The sequence below is a fragment of the uncultured Methylobacterium sp. genome (assembly GCF_964251405.1).
Classification (GTDB): domain Bacteria; phylum Pseudomonadota; class Alphaproteobacteria; order Rhizobiales; family Beijerinckiaceae; genus Methylobacterium.
The window spans coordinates 1-15,789 of the sequence record NZ_CAXUJR010000043.1 but is presented as its reverse complement, the minus strand read 5'-3'; the positions used below and the strand labels follow the sequence as shown (position 1 = coordinate 15,789).

The following is a 15,789-nucleotide window of genomic DNA, read 5'->3' as shown; positions in this document are numbered from 1 at the left end:
TCTACGGCGTCGCCGTGCTCTGCGGCATCGGCTTCACCATGAGCCTGTTCATCGGTGGCCTTGCCTTCGCCGCTCCGCTCTACGAGACGGAGACCAAGCTCGGCGTACTCGCCGGATCGCTCGTCTCCGGCATCGTCGGAGCCGCCATCTTGGCCGCGTTCCCGACGGTGCGGCGCAGGACCCCAGCGCCCGGCGGTTGAGGACCGCGATTGTCCTCGGGCTCCGCCGGCCTACCTGCCCCTCTGGCGGCCAAGAGCGCGAGGTACGAACCCGAGGCAAGCGCCCGAGGCACGAACCCGAAGGATAACGATGCGCGCGCTGGGATGCCTTGTCTGCGGGTGGCTGTGGCTGTCTCCCGCATCTGCCGCCGAGGCGCCGCAGCTCCTCCTCGTCGGCCTCGACGGAAAGACCTTCTTCACGCCGGAAGGCGGCCGCAACGGCCCCAACGGCCAGGATGCCCTCGCCCTCGTCGACGTTTCGGACGAGGCCCATCCACGGCTCGTCCAAACGCTGCCCCTCGACAACTCGGCTTACGGCCCGCCCACCAACCTGCAGATCACGCCGGACGGGCGCCTCGGCCTGGTGGCGAGCTCCGTCCTCATGAGCCAGGAGGGCGAGGCCTGGTATGCCCAGGCCGACGACCGGGTCCACGTGGTCGACCTCCTCGCCACGCCGCCACGCCTCGTAGAGACGGTCACGGTGGGGCGCCAGCCCTCGGGTCTGGCCATCGATCGCACCGGCACCCTCGCCCTCGTCGCCAACCGCGAGGGCCGCAGCGTCACGGTGCTGGCGATCCGCGGCACCGAGGTGCGCGTCGCCGCGACCGTGGATGTCGGGGACGAGGCGGCGGCGGTGGCGATCGCGCCGGACGGCAGGCGCGCCTACGTCGCCAAGAACAAGGCCGCCAAGGTCGGCGTGCTCTCCATCGATCGCGGGCGTGTGAGCTACGATCCGGCCCTCGACATGCCGGTCGGCCCCGGCACCTACGGGCTCGACGTCACCCCCGACGGCGCCCTGGTGCTCACCGGCAATACCGGACCCGCGCCGAGCGACGGCCATGCCGACACGGTGAGCGTGATCCGGGCCAATTCAGGCCGGCCCGTGGTGAGCGACCATATCGGCATCGGCGACACGCCGGAGGCGCTGGCGATCGCGCCTGACGGGCAGCACGCGGCCGTGGCGGTGGTGCGCGGAGCGGCGGCGGCGCATGCGAGCCTGGCCTATACCCCGACCGGGCTCGTGGCGCTGCTCACCATCGGCCAGGACGGCACGGTGCGGCGTACCGGGGAGGCTCCCGCCGGGGCCGTCACCCAAGGCATCGCGTTCTCGCCGTCGGGCCGGTTCGTCTATGTCGGCAACTACGTCGACCGGACGCTCGGGATCTACCGCGTGGAGGGCGATGCGATCGTCGAGACCAGCAAGCTCGCGCTGCCGGGGCAGCCGGCCTCCCTGCGGGGCCGCGCGGCCCGTTGAGGCGGAGCGAGACTGAGCCGGATGAAGGCCGACGGGGCCTTCAGCCCTCGGAACCGCGGGAGAGACGGCTGGCTCCGTAGGCGAGCAGGCCGCCGATGGCGAAGAGGATCACGAAGGTCTTCACGCTGGCATAGAACAGGGCCGGCTCGATGCCCGCATCGGTGTAGAGGATGAGGCCGATGGCGGCGAGCGGCAGCGAGATCAGGATGGAGAGGGGCACCAGCGGGTTCATGTCTCGAGCACTCGCGTCTGACGGACCCGCAGACCGGCGCGGACCCTTTCACGCCCGCTCATAGCATCGCCATCGCCGCCTGGGGACACCCCCGGGCCAACTTTCTGCGACGCTGCGGCGATCGATCCGCGATCCTCAGGCCGGCAGCCGGACCGTGGCGCGCAGGCCGCCGAGCGGGCCGTCGTGCAGGGCGACGTCGCCGCCATGCGCGCGGGCGATATCGCGGGCGATCGACAGGCCGAGACCGGAGCCGCCCGCATCCTGGCGGGCGTCGTCGAGGCGCACGAAGGGCTTGAACACCTCCTCACGCTGGTCGTGCGGGATGCCGGGGCCGTCGTCGTCGATGGAGATCAGGATATTGCGCTGGTCGCGCCGCGCCGTGATGGCGACGGTGTCGCCGTAGCGCGCCGCGTTGGCCGCGAGGTTGAACAGGCAGCGCCGGATCGCGTCGGGCCGCAGGGTCACGCTCATCGGCCCGTCGATGTCCACCGCCTCGACATGGGCGCCGAGGCGCTCGATGTCGCTGCGCAGATCCTCGAGCAGGATCCGCATGTCGGTGGGCACGGCGGTCTCGCCGGAATCGCCGCGGGCGAAGGCGAGGTAGGCCTCGAGCATGCGGCTCATCTCGTCGACGTCGCGCTGCAGGTCCTCGACGTCGGCGTTCTGCTCGACGAGGGCCAGCGAGAGCTTGAAGCGGGTGATGATGGTGCGCAGGTCGTGGCTGACGCCGTTGAGCATCGTCGTGCGCTGGTCCATGGCCCGCTCGATGCGCCGCTTCATCTCGATGAAGGCGTGGCCGGCCTGGCGCACCTCGCGGGCGCCGCGCGGCCGGAACTCGATCTCGCGGCCCTTGCCGAAGCTCTCGGCCACCGCGGCGAGCCGCAGGATCGGCTTGATCTGGTTGCGCAGGAACAGGATCGCGACGCCGAGCAGCACCATCGACGAGCCGGTCATCCAGAGCAGGAAGATGTGCGAGTTCGACGCATAGGCCATGCTGCGCCGCGCCGTGACGCGCATCACCCCCTCGGGGATGGCGACCCGGATCTCGATAAGGCTGGAGCGGCCGACCGTGTCGATCCAGAACGGCCGCCGGATCTGGCGGGCGATCTCCTCCGAGAGGGCCTCGTCGAGGATCGAGAAGAACGGCCGCGGGCCGGGAGCGGGCAGCTTGGCCCCTTGCAGGATGTCGAGGTCGAGGGTCAGGCGGCTCGCGGCGATGCGCGAGAGGGTCTCGGCGTCCTTGTCCTGGGGATAGCTCTCGTAGATGTCGATCAGCGCCGCGACGTCCGCCGTCACCGCCGCCGAGAGGCGGCGGGTCACGAGCTGCCAGTGCCGCTCCATGAAGGTGTAGGCGATCACCGATTGCAGCAGGACCACGGGGGCGATGATGATGATGAGGGATCGCGCGTAGAGACCCTTGGGCAGGGCATCGCCCATGGCCCGCGAGACCAGGCGCCAGACCCGCCCCGGCCGGGGCAAGGCGGCCCAGGCCTGGCCGACGCCCCGTCGCAGGTCCGCGAGGCTCCCCGCCATCGCTAATCCACGGCGAGGCGGTAGCCGACGCCGCGCACCGTCTGCAGGAAGAGGGGATTGGCCGGGTCGACCTCGGTCTTGCGGCGCAGGCGGTTGATCTGGACGTCGATGCTGCGCTCGGCCGCGAACCCGCCGCTGCCGCACAGCGCCTCGCGCTCCACGTTGGCGCCGGCGGCGAGCGCCAGGATCGTCAGGATCTCGCGCTCGCGCTCGGTGATGCGCACGGCCTCCTCCTCCCGGCGCAGCTCGCCCCGGTCGATCCGGTAGGAGAACGGCCCGAAGGTGACGGATTCGGCTCCCTCCCGCAGCGGCGGCGCCTTGGTCCCGCGCCGGAGGATGTTGTTGAGGCGCAGGATCAGCTCGCGCGGCTCGAAGGGCTTGGGCAGGTAGTCGTCGGCGCCGATCTCGAGCCCCATCACCCGGTCGTTAGGGTTCGAGCGGGCGGTGAGCATCAGGATCGGCACCTGCGAGGTCTCGCGCACCTGCCGCGCATAGTCGAAGCCGTTCTCGCCGGGCATCATCACGTCGAGGACCAGCGCATCGAAGACGAGGCTCTGCGACTTGGCGCGGGCGTCCGCGACGTTCTCGGCGGAGGTCACGCGAAACCCCTGCTCGAGCAGGAAACGCGACAGCAGCTCGCGCACGCGGCGGTCGTCGTCGACCACGAGGATGTGCGCGGCATGGTCGGCGAGCTCGGGCCGGATCTTGAGGCCTGGCGCGGCCATCAGGCGAAGGCCCCGACCCGTCGGGCCATGAGGCGGCGAACCGCGGCGCGCTCGTCGGGATCGATCATCGCGAGCAGAAACCCTTCCGCGGCATGGTAGGCCCCGCCCGGCTCCGCCTCACCGGCGACCGGGTCCACCAGCGCCCGTGCGAGGCGCCGGGCCTGGACGCGGGTGAGGTCGCCGGCCAGGGCCGTCCCGGCGGGGGTGCAGTACAGCAGCCGCTGACGCCTGTCGTGGGCGCCCGTCTTCTGGGCGATGTAGTCCTGCTCGATCAAATCCTTCAGCACCCGGTTGAGGCTCTGCTTGGTGATGCGCAGGATATCGAGAAGTTCGGCGATGGTGAGGCCCGGATAGCGATCGACGAAATGCAGGACGCGGTGATGCGCCCGGCCGAAGCCATACTGGGCCAGGATGCGGTCCGGGTCACCGACGAAATCGCGGTAGGCGAAGAACAGCAGCTCGATGAGGTCGTCGCTACCCTGCGGCCGCGGCGGACCGGAGGGCTCTCCCGCGTCCGTTCCCAGCGCCTCGCCGGCCTCTCGCGTCGCGTGCCGTTCCACGATCGGGGCACCCTCCATCTCGGTCGGCCTGGTCAGTTACGTCAGTCTTATTGACATATCTCAGCCTCGTTGCTACCCGTCAAGCCGTCCGGTCCCAGGGCCGTTTTCGCTTCGGGTGCAGGCCTGCCCCCGATCGGCGACGGTTCCGGCGAGCCGATCTTCATCCATCGCTGGGGTCAGCCGGCTTCGAAGGCGGCTCCAGCGGCCAGCGCCATTGCCGATCTCCGGGACGGTCCGGCATCCGCCGAGCGCCGCCGTTCCGCCGAGCCCGTGCCGAGGAAGCCCCCATGTCCATGATCCCCTTTGACGAGCGCGAGGGTACCATCTGGTTCGACGGCGTGATGGTGCCGTGGCGGGACGCCAAGATCCACGTGCTCAGCCACGGCCTCCATTACGGCTCGTCGGTGTTCGAGGGCGAGCGCGCCTATGGCGGGCGCATCTTCAAGAGCGCCGAGCACGCGCAGCGCCTGCGCCGCTCGGCCGAGCTCCTCGACTTCACCATCCCCTACAGCGTGGCCGAGATCGAGGCCGCCAAGGAGCTGGTGCTCAGGACCAGCGGCCTCCAGGACGCCTACCTGCGGCCGGTGGCCTGGCGCGGCTCGGAGATGATGGGCGTGGCCGCCCAGAACAACACCATCCACCTCGCCATCGCCGCCTGGGACTGGCCGAGCTACTTCGATCCCGAGACCAAGATGAAGGGCATCCGCCTCGACATCGCCGACTATCGCCGGCCCGACCCGCGCACCGCCCCCTCTGCCTCGAAGGCGGCGGGTCTGTACATGATCTGCACGATCTCCAAGCACCGGGCCGAGAACAAGGGCTATGCCGACGCCCTGATGCTCGACTGGGAGGACAACGTCGCGGAATGCACCGGCGCCAACGTGTTCTTCGTGGCCGACGGCGTGATCCATACCCCCCTCGCCGACCGCTTCCTCAACGGGATCACGCGCCAGACCGTGATCGACCTGGCGCATCGGCGCGGGGTCGAGGTGATCGAGCGCCGTATGCGACCCGACGAGATGAGCGATTTCTCCGAGTGCTTCATCACGGGCTCGGCCGCCGAGGTGACACCGGTCTCGGAGGTCGGCCCCTACCGCTTCACCCCCGCCGCGCTGACGAAGACCCTCATGGACGACTACACCGCCGAGGTTCAACCCAAGGCCGAGGCCGCCTGAGTCGGACACCGACCGGATCCGGGATCCGGTCGGTGGGTTTGCCGGAACCACCGCGACGCCCTTGCGTTTAAACAGAACATTTCATGAACGAAGGTGACGACGATGACCAAGGCCAGCGCCCAGACGAAGACCCGGACCGACAGCAAGGCGCCCGCAGTGGAGAACCCGAAGACGGATGGCGGCGACGCCTCCAACCGGATCAAGGATCCGGACCAGTGGACCACAGGGTCCGAGCCGATGACCGGCGCCCAGGCCTCCTACCTCAAGACCCTGTCGGAGGAGACGCATGAGCCCGAGGCGTTCGAGCCCAATCTCGACAAGGCCGAGGCCTCCAAGCGCATCGACGCCTTGCGCAAGGACGCCGGCCGCGGCTGAGATGGCATGAGGAGGGCGTTTTTCCGCAGCTCGCTTAAGTGAAGCGCAAGACTTCAAACGCTAGAAACGCGTCGAGGCGAGCCCGCCGCAGGACTTGGATGAGATGCTGCCCCCTGTCGTGATGACCCGGTCGGAAAAATCGGCAGGCAAGCCAGGGATCTCGAAGCTGGAAGCTGCCGGCATGATCGGGGCAGCGACCCGCTTCGGGCGCGACGAGCGCGGTGCGACAGCAATCGAATACGCATTGATCGCGGGTCTCGTCTTCCTCGCGCTGGTTCTAGGTGTTCAGTCCTATACGACGAACATGCGTGCCGTCTATACGGTGATCGAAGCGGCGGTCACATCGTCGAAATAGGGACGGAGTGCGGCGTGGCTTCGATCCGATCTCGGCGTTGCGGGTTGCTCGATCGCCCACACTGTCTCGCACAAGTGAGCGTGCAAATGAGCTTGGATGCGTCCCAGGCTCGCCGGACAGCCTGACGGCAGGGGCGGATCAGGATGTGGACGACGGCCGGGTCCAGAACGCATCGAACAAGGTCTGCATCGCCTTGACGTTCTCCTGCTGCGCATCGACGCCGGCCTGGAACATCTGCTGGACCATCTCGTAGGGCGCGGTCGCCGACATCGCAGGTCCGGGTCCCTTCGAAGGCTGGGACGCCAGGGACGCCGCGGCGCGGCGCGGTGCGGCACGATCCGGCGGCGCGGTTGGGACGCTGGCTGCGGCCCAATTCTTCATCATGTCCGCCCAATAGGCGGCGGTGGGCGCGAAGCCGAAGGGGCCTGCGGCGGGAGCCTGCGGCGGGGGCGCGGGCGCAGCCTGGTTCTGGTTGAGCATCAGGTGGACGATGCCGGCCACCACCATGCCGGCGACCATTGGCATCATCTGGCGCATGATGGGCGTGGCGATGCCGCTGGCCGCGGACGCTTGCTGGATCACTGCCTGGCTGAGATGCGGCGAGCCGAAGATCTGCTGGACGAGAAGCTCCGGTTGAGAGGGCGGCGCCGGGCGGCCGGCCCCGTTCGTGCCGACAAGGCCGAAGAGCTGGCCGAACCCCGTGGGATCGGCGAGGGCATTACGTTGGAGACCGAGGCTGAAGGCCGGCAGCAGGGCTTCCATCGCCTTGCGGGTCTGCTCGGGAGACAACCCGTATTGCTGGCCGACCCCCTGCAGTCCGGCGCCGCCCTGTGCCTGGAGGATATCGAACAGGTTGAACATGGCGACGGCCTTTGCGCTCACTCGGCGACGGACGGGGCTGGCTCCTGACGCGCTGGGGCAAGTCTGTCGTATTGCGCCGGGACTTACCAGCCATCGACCCAGCCATCGACCGAAGTGTTCGGGCGTATCGACGGAGAGCGATCGCCGCAAGTGAACGATCGGTCGTGACGAATGCTCAGACCAGGGCGTCGGAGCGCTGGCGCGGCGTGTCGCTGACGGCCGGAGCGGCGGGAGGCGTCCTGCCAGTCCCGCCACGGCGCTCGAGGGTCGTGACCGTGCGCAGGGCCAGCACGATGCCGGCGAGCCCGAACGCCACCGAGCCGATCCCGATCCCGGCGATGACGCCCCGGGGACCGTAGAACGCGGCGCCGATTAGCGCCGGCGGCATCGTACCCAGCGTCGAGCGGCCCCAGTTCAGGGCGGTGGAGAGGAACGGGAAGCCGAGGTTGTTGAAGGCGGCGTTCGACAGGAACAGCAGCCCGACGAAGAACCACACGGCCCCACTCACGAGGCAGAAGAATCCGAACAGGTCGGCGGCGACGCCCTCGAGCCCGAACAAGCCCCGCAGCGGCTCGCGGAAGACGATAAGGAGCAGCCAGACGATCCCGACATAGATCGCGGTGACGAGGGTGCCGCTGCGCAACACCTCGCGCATCCGGTCGAACCGGCCTGCACCCCAGTTCTGGCCGAGGATCGGGCCGACCGAGCCCGACAACGCGAAAAGGCCGCCGAAGGCGACGGGTGTCAGGCGGTCGATGACGACGTTGCCGGCCACCGCCACGGCGCCGAACTGCGCCACCGCATGGGCGACGAAGGCGCTCGCCACCGAGGGCGCGAGGTTGGTGAGCACGGCCGGCACGCCGATGCGGATCATCGCCGGCGCGTCGGCCACGACGTCGGCGAGGCGCGGGCGGCCGACGAGGTCGTGCTGGCGCACGCCCCAGTAGCCGATCAGCGCGAAGGTCGCTCGCGCGACGCAGGTCGCGATGGCCGCCCCGTCGACCCCGAGACCGAGCCCGAAGATCAGGATCGGGTCGACGACCGCGGTGACGATCGCGCCGCCCAGCGTCACGTACATGGCCTGGCGCGCGGCGCCCACAGCGCGCAGCAGCCCTGAGAACATCATGCCCGGCGCCATCAGGAGGGTGGAGGGCAGGACGATCCAGAGGAAGCGCTCGGCGACGGGCAGGGTCTGGGCGTCGGCGCCGATCCAGATCAGGGCAGGCCGCATGAGCGGCAGCATCACGACGACGAAGACGGCCGCGGCGGCGAGGCCGTGGACCGTGGCCGAGGAAGCGAGGCGTCGCGCGCCCAGGCGATCCCCGGAGCCAATGGCCCGAGAGACCAGGGCGCCGGCGGCGATCATCAGGCCGATATTGATGGCGATCCCGAAGAACTGGAGGATCGTGGCAAAGCCGACCGCCGCGGTGAGCGTCGGGTCGCCGAGCTTCGAGACGTAGAGCAGCGATAACAGGTCGACGAAGAAGATCGCCATGAGGCCGACCGAGCCGGTGGCGCTCATCACCACGACGTGCCCGAGGATCGAGCCGGTGAGGAACCGTCCCCGGTCGGGGGCTGCGACGGGAGGAATCGCGGCGGGCTCAGGCATCCGGCTCGCCGGAGGCGGCGCGCGACGGGGCAACCTGGTCGAGGGTGAGCGAGGCCGCCTCGCGGCGCTCGGAGGCGATGATGCCGCGGGTCTCGGCGTTGAGGGCGCGGGAGGGCCGCTGCGGCGCGGTCAGCGGCTCGGGCTTGACCTCGCTGATGCCGCGCATCCAGGTCCCGTCCGGCAGGGCGCCGGCCTGCTGCAGCACCAGCCGTGCGATGTCCCGCTTCCGCACGTCGGTGGCGACCGCCGCCGCGGCCTCGGCCGAGAGCCCGAGCCCTTCCAGGGTGGCGCGGCCGAACGCGAGGGCGGATTCCACCGTCTCGCGGATGTGGAAGTCCACGTCCCGGTTCATGAGCTCGATCGATTGGGTTCGGTCATAGGCCCTCACATAGGTCCGCACCGATGCGAATTCCTCATGCACGATGTCGATGATCTTCAGGGTCGCCTCCGGATCGTCGACGCAGATGCACAGGAGCTCGGCCTTGCCGATGCCGGCCGCGCGCAGCACGTCGAGGCGGGTGCCGTCGCCGTAATAGATCCGGAAGCCGAAGCGGGAGGCGCTGCGGATCTGGTCGACGTCCTTGTCGATGACGGTGACGCTGATGCCCTCGGCAAGCAGCACCTGGGTCAGGATCTGCCCAAAACGGCCGAATCCGATGACGAGGACTCGCGCCTCGGCGGATTCCACCGCGTCGGCCGCCGGTTCCGGCTCGCTGGGGCGCCGCGCGAGCAGGCTGTCGAGTCCTTTGGCCGCGATGGGACCCACCAGCATGGTCAGCGCCGCCAGCGCCACGGCAAAGCGCGTGCCGGCCCCGTCGATGAGGCCGAGGCTCCCGCCCATCGGCAGGATCACGAAGGCGAACTCGCCGGCCGGGGCCAGGATCGCGGCCCCGCGCACGGCATCGAGCCAAGGCGAGCCGAACAGCCGGAACAGCCCTGCCACGAAGGCGATCTTGACGAGGATGGCAAGGATTGTGGCACCGAGCAGGGCCGGCCAGGCGGTCTTGAGGAGACCGCCGTCGATCGACATGCCGACGCTCATGAAGAACAGGCCGAGCAGCATGCCGCGGAACGGCTCGATATCGGCTTCCAGCTGGTGGCGGAAGTTCGATTCGGCGAGCAGCACGCCGGCGAGGAACGCCCCCATGGCCATCGACAGGCCGACCTTCTCCATGAGGAGCGCGGTCCCCAGCACCACGAGGAGGGCGGAGGCGGTCATGACCTCGCGGGCGCCGCTGGCCGCGAGCAGGCCGAAGAACGGGTTGAGGCCGTAGCGCCCGACCAGCACCACGGCGCCGATCGCCCCGCCGACCTTGGCGGTCGAGACCAGCGCCTCGCCGAGCCGGCCCGGATCCGCGCCCCCGCCGGTGGAGGCCAGGAGCGGCATCAGGGCGAGGATCGCCACCACGGAGATGTCCTGGAACAGCAGCACCGCGAAGGCCCGCCCGCCATAGGGCGTGCCGAGGTCGCCGCGCTCCTCGAGGAGCTGCAGGGCGACCGCCGTCGCCGACAGGGCGAGCGCGACCCCGACCACCAGGGCGGCCGGGCCGGGCAGGCCCATCACCGCGCCGACGAGCCCGAGCACGACGGCGCAGAGCAGCAGCTGCGCGGTGCCGAGGCCGAAGATGTCGCGCCGCATCGAGACGAGTCGCGAGATCTCGAGTTCGAGCCCGACGATGAAGAGCAGCAGCACGACGCCGATCTCGGCGACGCTGGCCGCCGTCTCGGGCTCCGCGATGAGCGAGAGCCCGGCCGGGCCGATGACGACGCCGGCCACGAGGTACCCGAGCACCGCGCTCTGCCCCAGCGCCCGGAAGATCGGGACTCCGATCACCGCCGCCGACAGGAAGGTCAGGACCGGCGGCAGGAAGCTCGCATGGTCGGCGGCACTCGCCATCGGGTGTCCGGATTGGAGGAGGGGCTGGCCGCAGGGCGGATCCTGGGCCGGCGCGACCCCTCTTAACTCAGCCTCGCTTGGCCCGCCACGCCCGCCCGCCTCACGATCCGCCCCGGCGACGACCCTCGCGTGTCACCGCGCACGTCGCCCGGCGCGACGCTCGTCGCGGCGGGCGACGAGGAACAGCGAGGCGTCGCCGGTCCCGGACAGGACGAAGGCGTCGGCGACGTCCTGCCGGACGAGGCCAATATCCTTCAGCTCGCGCTCGGACATCGCGGAGAGCTGGCGCAGGACGCGCCGGTTGATCGCCTGGCGCGAGAGGCCGGCCGCGATCCTCGCCAGGATGCCCGAGGCGAGATGCGCCACGACCTGGAGGAAGGGCCTGCGTTCCCGGGTGTGAAGCGTCGTCGTGGGCATGGCGGTCTCCGTCTCGTCGTTCATCGGACGAACCTGTGGTCGATCGGACGCAACTGCCGTCCGATCGACCACGGGGATGCGCGTCTGGGGCTGGCGGCGACAGACACAGTTCAGTACGGTCGAGACGAATTGTCCGGACGAAACGGCAGTACAGATGAAAGCGACCGCCCGAGCCGAGCCGAGCCGCGTCGGGCTCGTCACCACCGCGATCACCGAACGGATCGCCGGCCGCCACCTCGCGCCGGGGACCCGGCTGCCGTCGGTGCGGGCCTTCGCCGAGACGATGGGCGTGTCGAAGTCGACCGTGGTGGAGGCCTATGACCGGCTCGGCGCCGAGGGCGTGATCGTGGCCCGCCGAGGCTCCGGCTTCTACGTCGCGGGCAAGACCCGGCCGCTCTGCCTCAAGACGGTGGGACCGCAGCTCGACCGCGAGGTCGACCCCCTCTGGATCACCCGGCAATCGATGCAGACGGGACCGGACCTCCTCAAGCCCGGCTCGGGCTGGCTGCCCTCGTCCTGGATGCCCGTGGACGCGATCCGCCGGGGCCTGCGCGGCCTTGCCCGCGAGCCCGACCGCACCCTCGTCTGCTACGACCAGCCGCTGGGGTTGCCCGCCCTTCGGGCGCAGATCGCCCGGCGCCTGGCCGAGCGCGGGGTCGAGGCGGAGGCCGATCAGATCCTGCTCGTCGAGTCCTCGACGCAGGCCGTGGACCTGCTCTGCCGGTTCCTGATCGAGCCCGGCGACACCGTGGTGGTGGACGACCCCTGCTACTTCAACTTCCACGCGCTCCTGCGCGCGCACCGGGTCACGGTGGTGGGCGTGCCCGTCACCCCGGCGGGGCCGGACGTGGCGGAGCTCGAACGGCTCTTCGTCGCGCACCGCCCGCGCTTCTACCTCACCAACTCCGCCCTCCAGAACCCCACCGGGGCGACCCTGAGCCCGGTCGTGGCGCACCGCGTCCTGCGGCTGGCGGAAGCCCACGACACCCTCATCATCGAGGACGACATCTTCGGCGACCTCGAGACGGAGCCCTCCCCGCGTCTCGCCGGCTTCGACGGGCTCGACCGAGTGATCCAGGTCGGGAGCTTCTCCAAGACCCTGTCGGCCGCGATCCGCTGCGGCTACATCGCCCTGCGGCCGGACTGGATCGAGCCGCTGATCGACCTCAAGCTCGCGATGAGTCTCGGCAACGGCCATCTCTCGGCCACGCTGATGCACCGCCTCATTACCGACGGAACTTATCGCCACCACGTCGCCGAGGTCCGGGACAAGCTCGCCCGCGACAGGGGCCGCACCGCCCGCCGCCTGGAGGCCTGCGGCCTGAGCCTGTGGACGGAGCCCCGCGGCGGCCTCTTCCTGTGGACGCGCCTGCCCGACGGGCTCGATTCCGGGGACATCGCCCGCCGGGCGCTCGCCCGCGGCGTCGTGCTGGCGCCGGGCGCCGCCTTCAGCCTGTCGCCGGCCGGGTCGCGTTTCCTGCGCTTCAACGTCTCGCACTGCGCCGACCCGCGGATCTTCACGGTGCTGAAGGAGGCGATGGCGGGGTGAGGGGTCCGGTCCACCCCGCCTCAGTCGTTCCGGACTCTGCTTCACAGCCCCGGAATGACGAAGGGTGTGTGTATCGCCACCGAAACAAGCACAGCGGGAACCCCCAGCCGACCACACGGCTTGAGCCCGGCACGCGACACCAGAACCGGAGACCCCATGTCGAAGCCCGAGCGCCGGGAGCCACGCCCGCCGGACCTGCTCTCGCCCTGGCGCAGCGAGGCCCGTGTCGCGCTGCAGGCGGAGGCCCGCGCCTTCGCCCGCGACGTGGTGATGCCGATCGCCGACGCGCTCGACCCGCAGAAGGCCGAGATGCCGCGCTCCCTCATCGACGCGATGGCGCAAAAGGGCTGGTTCGGCATCACGATCCCGGCCGAGCAGGGCGGCATGGGGCTCGGCGTGTTCGAGTACTGCCTCGTCTCGGAGGAGCTCGCCCGCGCCTGGCTCTCGGTCGGCAGCATCCTGGCCCGCGGCCAGGGGCTCGGCACCCAGACCCTCGACGACGACCGCCGCCTCGACCTCCTGCGCAAATCCGCCAAGGGTGAGTGGATCGGCGCCATCGCGCTCTCCGAGCCCACCGCCGGCTCGGATCTCGCCGGCGTCCAGACCCGCGCGGTGCGCGAGGGCGACGCGTGGGTGCTCACCGGCACCAAGCGCTGGGCCGGCTTCGCGCTGGCAGCCGACTTCATCGAGGTCCTGGCCCGCACCCGCGACCCTGGGCCAGGCGAGCCGCGCTCGGCGGGCCTCGAACCGTTCCTCGTCGTCAAGTCGCCCGGCACCTTCCCCGAGGGCATGACCGGCCACGTCATCGACAAGATCGGCTATCACGGCTTCCTCACCTGGCAGCTCGAGCTCGACGGCGTGCGCGTGCCCGAGGGCGACCGCCTCACCGGCCTCTACGGCGACGGCGGGGCGGACGCGGATTCCGGCGGCTTCGCCTCGGTCCAGCGCGGCCTCAACATCGCCCGCGTCCACACCGCGGCCCGCGCCGTCGGCGTTGCCCGGGCGGCCCTGGAGGACACCCAGGCCTACCTGCAGGAGCGCGAGCAGTTCGGCCACCCGATCGGCGACTTCCAGGCCCTGCGCTTCGCGCTCGCCGACATGGCCGCCGAGGTCTCGCAAGCCCGCGCCTACTGGCAACAGGTCGCCCACCTCCTCGACGCGGGCGAGGCGGCCGAGAGCGAATCGGCCCAGGTCAAGCTGCTCGCCACCGAGATGGCCGTGCGCGTCACCAACCAGGCGATGCAGCTCCACGGCGGCAACGGCTACACCACCGAGCGGCGGGTGGAGCGGTATTGGCGCGATGCCCGGCTGACGACGATCTTTGAGGGGACGAGTGAGATTCAGCGGCGGATTGTGAGTGATCGGTTGTTGGGGCGAAGGTGAGTATTGGCCCTGAGGAAACTTGCAACGACCGATTTTGACCGATTTTGTTGAAAAACTCGGCTGTTGCGCAGGCAGGTTTGGGGTGATTCACTTCTGTCGATAGGCGGGAGTTGAAGCAGATGATGGGACCTCGGCAAGTCGAGCAAGGCGCCTTGTTCTATGAGTTCTCGCTCGAGACCCACGTTCCTGCCGACCATCTTCTGCGTTCCATCGACCGCTTCGTCGACCTGACCGGTCTGCGCCAGGAGCTTGCACCCTTCTACGCCTCCACCAGCCGGCCCTCGGTCGACCCCGAGTTGATGATCCGGATGCTGATCGTCGGCTACTGCCTCGGTATCCGCTCCGAGCGCCGTCTCTGCGACGAGGTCCACCTTAATCTCGCTTATCGCTGGTTCTGCCGGCTCGGCTTGGACGGCCAGGTGCCGGATCATTTCACCTTCTCCAAGAACCGCCACGGCCGCTTTCGCGACAGCGACCTGCTGCGCCGCCTGTTCGAGCGTGTGCTCGCCCGCTGCATCGCTGAAGGGCTCGTCGGCGGCGAAGGCTTTGCCGTCGACGGCAGCCTGATCAAGGCCGATGCCAACCGGCAGAAGGGTGTCGAGGGATCTGCCGGTCTCCCACCCGAAGCCGTGAGCCGGGCTGCCCAGGAGTATCTGGCGGTGCTCGACGAGGCCGCCTTCGGAGCCGCCACAATCGGTGCCGCCCAGGTTCATCTCGCCCGCCGATCCAGCCGCTCGCTGGACTGGTGCTCACGGCGGGCAGGCCTTCTTCGCCTACACGGTCAATTATCTGATCGACATCGACCACGCGATCATCGTCGATGTCGAGGCAACCACCGCCATCCGGCAGGCCGAGGTCACGGCCGCCAAGCGCATGATCGAGCGTTCGCGCGAGCGCTTCGGTCTGTATCTGGCCAAGCTCGCCGGCGACAGCGGTTATGGCTCGGCCGAGATGCTGGGCTGGCTCGTCTACGAGCAGGGCATCGAGCCGCATATCAGCGTGTTCAACAAATCGGCGCGTACCGATGGGACCTACTCACGCTCTGACTTCACCTACGACCAGCCCGGCGACGTTTATTGCTGTCCGGCGGCCAAGGTGCTGACCACGACGGGCACCCTGGTCAACGACGGGGTGACGCTGATGTATCGCGCCAGCAAGTTCGACTGCGCGCCGTGTCCGCTGAAGGCGCGGTGCTGCCCAAACGAGCCAGTGCGCAAGATCCCACGCTCGATCTACGAAGGTGTGCGGGACGTGGCCCGCGACATCGCCCGATCCGAGGACGGCAAGACCTCACGGCGCGAGCGCAAGAAGGTCGAGATGCTGTTTGCCCACCTCAAGCGCATCATGAAGCTGGATCGGCTTCGATTGCGGGGACCGAACGGAGCCCGCGACGAGTTCCACCTCGCAGCCGCCGCCCAGAACCTCAGGAAGCTCGCCAAGCTCATCCAGGTCCCGCAGCCGAGCCCTGCTTGATCGGCCGGGACACCCCCGCTTCACAATGATCGCCCCTCAAACTTGTCGCTGATCGCAGCCGACAGCGCGTTTTTCAACGAAATCGACCCTTTGCGGAACTGGAAAACGTCTTGTGTAGATGGCTCCCGCGTTGCAAGGGGATCTGTGATGGATTGGCGTTTCGGTCGGGTGC

15 protein-coding genes and 1 pseudogene are annotated in these 15,789 nt (G+C 69.6%); 8 read left to right on the top strand and 8 right to left on the bottom strand.

The window, feature by feature from the left end:
* The coding region (locus tag ACFE7U_RS09920) for a Na+/H+ antiporter NhaA (protein WP_375409554.1) at nucleotides 1–200 on the top strand (200 nt) is incomplete at its 5' end.
* 109 nt (nucleotides 201–309) lie between these two features.
* The gene (locus ACFE7U_RS09915) at nucleotides 310–1,473 is read left to right on the top strand and encodes a YncE family protein (RefSeq protein WP_375409553.1); all 1,164 of its coding nucleotides are present in this window, start codon (nucleotides 310–312) and stop codon (nucleotides 1,471–1,473) included.
* A 40-nt stretch (nucleotides 1,474–1,513) separates the two neighbouring features.
* On the opposite strand, the gene ACFE7U_RS09910 is transcribed toward ACFE7U_RS09915, so the two are convergent.
* From ACFE7U_RS09910 to ACFE7U_RS09895, 4 genes are all read right to left on the bottom strand, one after another.
* On the bottom strand, nucleotides 1,514–1,705 hold the full coding sequence (locus ACFE7U_RS09910; protein ID WP_375409552.1) for a hypothetical protein: 192 nt from the start codon (nucleotides 1,703–1,705) through the stop codon (nucleotides 1,514–1,516).
* 135 nt (nucleotides 1,706–1,840) lie between these two features.
* Nucleotides 1,841–3,142, bottom strand: a complete 1,302-nt coding sequence (locus ACFE7U_RS09905) for an ATP-binding protein (RefSeq protein WP_375409565.1) — start codon at nucleotides 3,140–3,142, stop codon at nucleotides 1,841–1,843.
* A 98-nt stretch (nucleotides 3,143–3,240) separates the two neighbouring features.
* Nucleotides 3,241–3,963, bottom strand: coding sequence for a response regulator (locus ACFE7U_RS09900; protein ID WP_375409551.1), 723 nt, complete (start codon nucleotides 3,961–3,963; stop codon nucleotides 3,241–3,243).
* Nucleotides 3,963–4,523 (bottom strand): MarR family winged helix-turn-helix transcriptional regulator, encoded by a 561-nt coding sequence (locus ACFE7U_RS09895; protein WP_375409550.1) that lies wholly within the window; start codon nucleotides 4,521–4,523, stop codon nucleotides 3,963–3,965. The genes ACFE7U_RS09900 and ACFE7U_RS09895 overlap by 1 nt, the downstream gene beginning before the upstream one ends.
* A gap of 287 nt (nucleotides 4,524–4,810) precedes the next feature.
* Here ACFE7U_RS09895 and ACFE7U_RS09890 point away from each other — a divergent pair, with 287 nt between their 5' ends.
* From ACFE7U_RS09890 to ACFE7U_RS09880, 3 genes are all read left to right on the top strand, one after another.
* Entirely contained in the window at nucleotides 4,811–5,698 is an 888-nt protein-coding gene (locus ACFE7U_RS09890; protein ID WP_375409549.1) for a branched-chain amino acid aminotransferase, read from the top strand.
* Between the two features lie 102 nt (nucleotides 5,699–5,800).
* On the top strand, nucleotides 5,801–6,073 hold the full coding sequence (locus tag ACFE7U_RS09885) for a DUF3072 domain-containing protein (RefSeq protein ID WP_375409548.1): 273 nt from the start codon (nucleotides 5,801–5,803) through the stop codon (nucleotides 6,071–6,073).
* A gap of 103 nt (nucleotides 6,074–6,176) precedes the next feature.
* Nucleotides 6,177–6,428: a Flp family type IVb pilin gene (locus ACFE7U_RS09880; protein WP_375409547.1), complete on the top strand. Its 252-nt coding sequence runs from the start codon at nucleotides 6,177–6,179 to the stop codon at nucleotides 6,426–6,428.
* A 138-nt stretch (nucleotides 6,429–6,566) separates the two neighbouring features.
* Here ACFE7U_RS09880 and ACFE7U_RS09875 read toward each other — a convergent pair whose 3' ends face one another.
* The 4 genes from ACFE7U_RS09875 to ACFE7U_RS09860 form a co-directional block, all read right to left on the bottom strand.
* On the bottom strand, nucleotides 6,567–7,289 hold the full coding sequence (locus tag ACFE7U_RS09875; RefSeq protein WP_375409546.1) for a DUF937 domain-containing protein: 723 nt from the start codon (nucleotides 7,287–7,289) through the stop codon (nucleotides 6,567–6,569).
* A gap of 175 nt (nucleotides 7,290–7,464) precedes the next feature.
* The gene (locus ACFE7U_RS09870) at nucleotides 7,465–8,898 is read right to left on the bottom strand and encodes an MATE family efflux transporter (RefSeq protein WP_375409545.1); all 1,434 of its coding nucleotides are present in this window, start codon (nucleotides 8,896–8,898) and stop codon (nucleotides 7,465–7,467) included.
* On the bottom strand, nucleotides 8,891–10,795 hold the full coding sequence (locus ACFE7U_RS09865; RefSeq protein ID WP_375409544.1) for a monovalent cation:proton antiporter-2 (CPA2) family protein: 1,905 nt from the start codon (nucleotides 10,793–10,795) through the stop codon (nucleotides 8,891–8,893). The genes ACFE7U_RS09870 and ACFE7U_RS09865 overlap by 8 nt, the downstream gene beginning before the upstream one ends.
* A gap of 132 nt (nucleotides 10,796–10,927) precedes the next feature.
* Nucleotides 10,928–11,236 carry a DUF1127 domain-containing protein gene (locus tag ACFE7U_RS09860; RefSeq protein ID WP_375409543.1) on the bottom strand — a complete coding sequence of 103 codons (309 nt, stop codon included), beginning with the start codon at nucleotides 11,234–11,236 and terminating at the stop codon, nucleotides 10,928–10,930.
* Nucleotides 11,237–11,366: 130 nt separating this feature from the next.
* Here ACFE7U_RS09860 and ACFE7U_RS09855 point away from each other — a divergent pair, with 130 nt between their 5' ends.
* The 3 genes and pseudogenes from ACFE7U_RS09855 to ACFE7U_RS09845 all read left to right on the top strand — a co-directional run bounded on the left by ACFE7U_RS09855 (nucleotide 11,367) and on the right by ACFE7U_RS09845 (nucleotide 15,617).
* On the top strand, nucleotides 11,367–12,761 hold the full coding sequence (locus ACFE7U_RS09855) for a PLP-dependent aminotransferase family protein (RefSeq protein WP_375409542.1): 1,395 nt from the start codon (nucleotides 11,367–11,369) through the stop codon (nucleotides 12,759–12,761).
* A 156-nt stretch (nucleotides 12,762–12,917) separates the two neighbouring features.
* Nucleotides 12,918–14,144 (top strand): acyl-CoA dehydrogenase family protein, encoded by a 1,227-nt coding sequence (locus tag ACFE7U_RS09850; RefSeq protein WP_375409541.1) that lies wholly within the window; start codon nucleotides 12,918–12,920, stop codon nucleotides 14,142–14,144.
* 119 nt (nucleotides 14,145–14,263) lie between these two features.
* A pseudogene (locus tag ACFE7U_RS09845) lies at nucleotides 14,264–15,617 on the top strand (transposase).
* The last annotated feature ends 172 nt before the right edge of the window (nucleotides 15,618–15,789 follow it).

Coding starts and splice junctions, on each gene's coding strand:
- ACFE7U_RS09915 (WP_375409553.1), top strand. CDS start 310: ATGCGCGCGCTGGGATGCCTTGTCTGCGGGTGGCTGTGGCTGTCTCCC.
- ACFE7U_RS09910 (WP_375409552.1), bottom strand. CDS start 1,705: ATGAACCCGCTGGTGCCCCTCTCCATCCTGATCTCGCTGCCGCTCGCC.
- ACFE7U_RS09905 (WP_375409565.1), bottom strand. CDS start 3,142: ATGGGCGATGCCCTGCCCAAGGGTCTCTACGCGCGATCCCTCATCATC.
- ACFE7U_RS09900 (WP_375409551.1), bottom strand. CDS start 3,963: ATGGCCGCGCCAGGCCTCAAGATCCGGCCCGAGCTCGCCGACCATGCC.
- ACFE7U_RS09890 (WP_375409549.1), top strand. CDS start 4,811: ATGTCCATGATCCCCTTTGACGAGCGCGAGGGTACCATCTGGTTCGAC.
- ACFE7U_RS09885 (WP_375409548.1), top strand. CDS start 5,801: ATGACCAAGGCCAGCGCCCAGACGAAGACCCGGACCGACAGCAAGGCG.
- ACFE7U_RS09880 (WP_375409547.1), top strand. CDS start 6,177: ATGCTGCCCCCTGTCGTGATGACCCGGTCGGAAAAATCGGCAGGCAAG.
- ACFE7U_RS09875 (WP_375409546.1), bottom strand. CDS start 7,289: ATGTTCAACCTGTTCGATATCCTCCAGGCACAGGGCGGCGCCGGACTG.
- ACFE7U_RS09870 (WP_375409545.1), bottom strand. CDS start 8,898: ATGCCTGAGCCCGCCGCGATTCCTCCCGTCGCAGCCCCCGACCGGGGA.
- ACFE7U_RS09865 (WP_375409544.1), bottom strand. CDS start 10,795: ATGGCGAGTGCCGCCGACCATGCGAGCTTCCTGCCGCCGGTCCTGACC.
- ACFE7U_RS09860 (WP_375409543.1), bottom strand. CDS start 11,236: ATGAACGACGAGACGGAGACCGCCATGCCCACGACGACGCTTCACACC.
- ACFE7U_RS09855 (WP_375409542.1), top strand. CDS start 11,367: ATGAAAGCGACCGCCCGAGCCGAGCCGAGCCGCGTCGGGCTCGTCACC.
- ACFE7U_RS09850 (WP_375409541.1), top strand. CDS start 12,918: ATGTCGAAGCCCGAGCGCCGGGAGCCACGCCCGCCGGACCTGCTCTCG.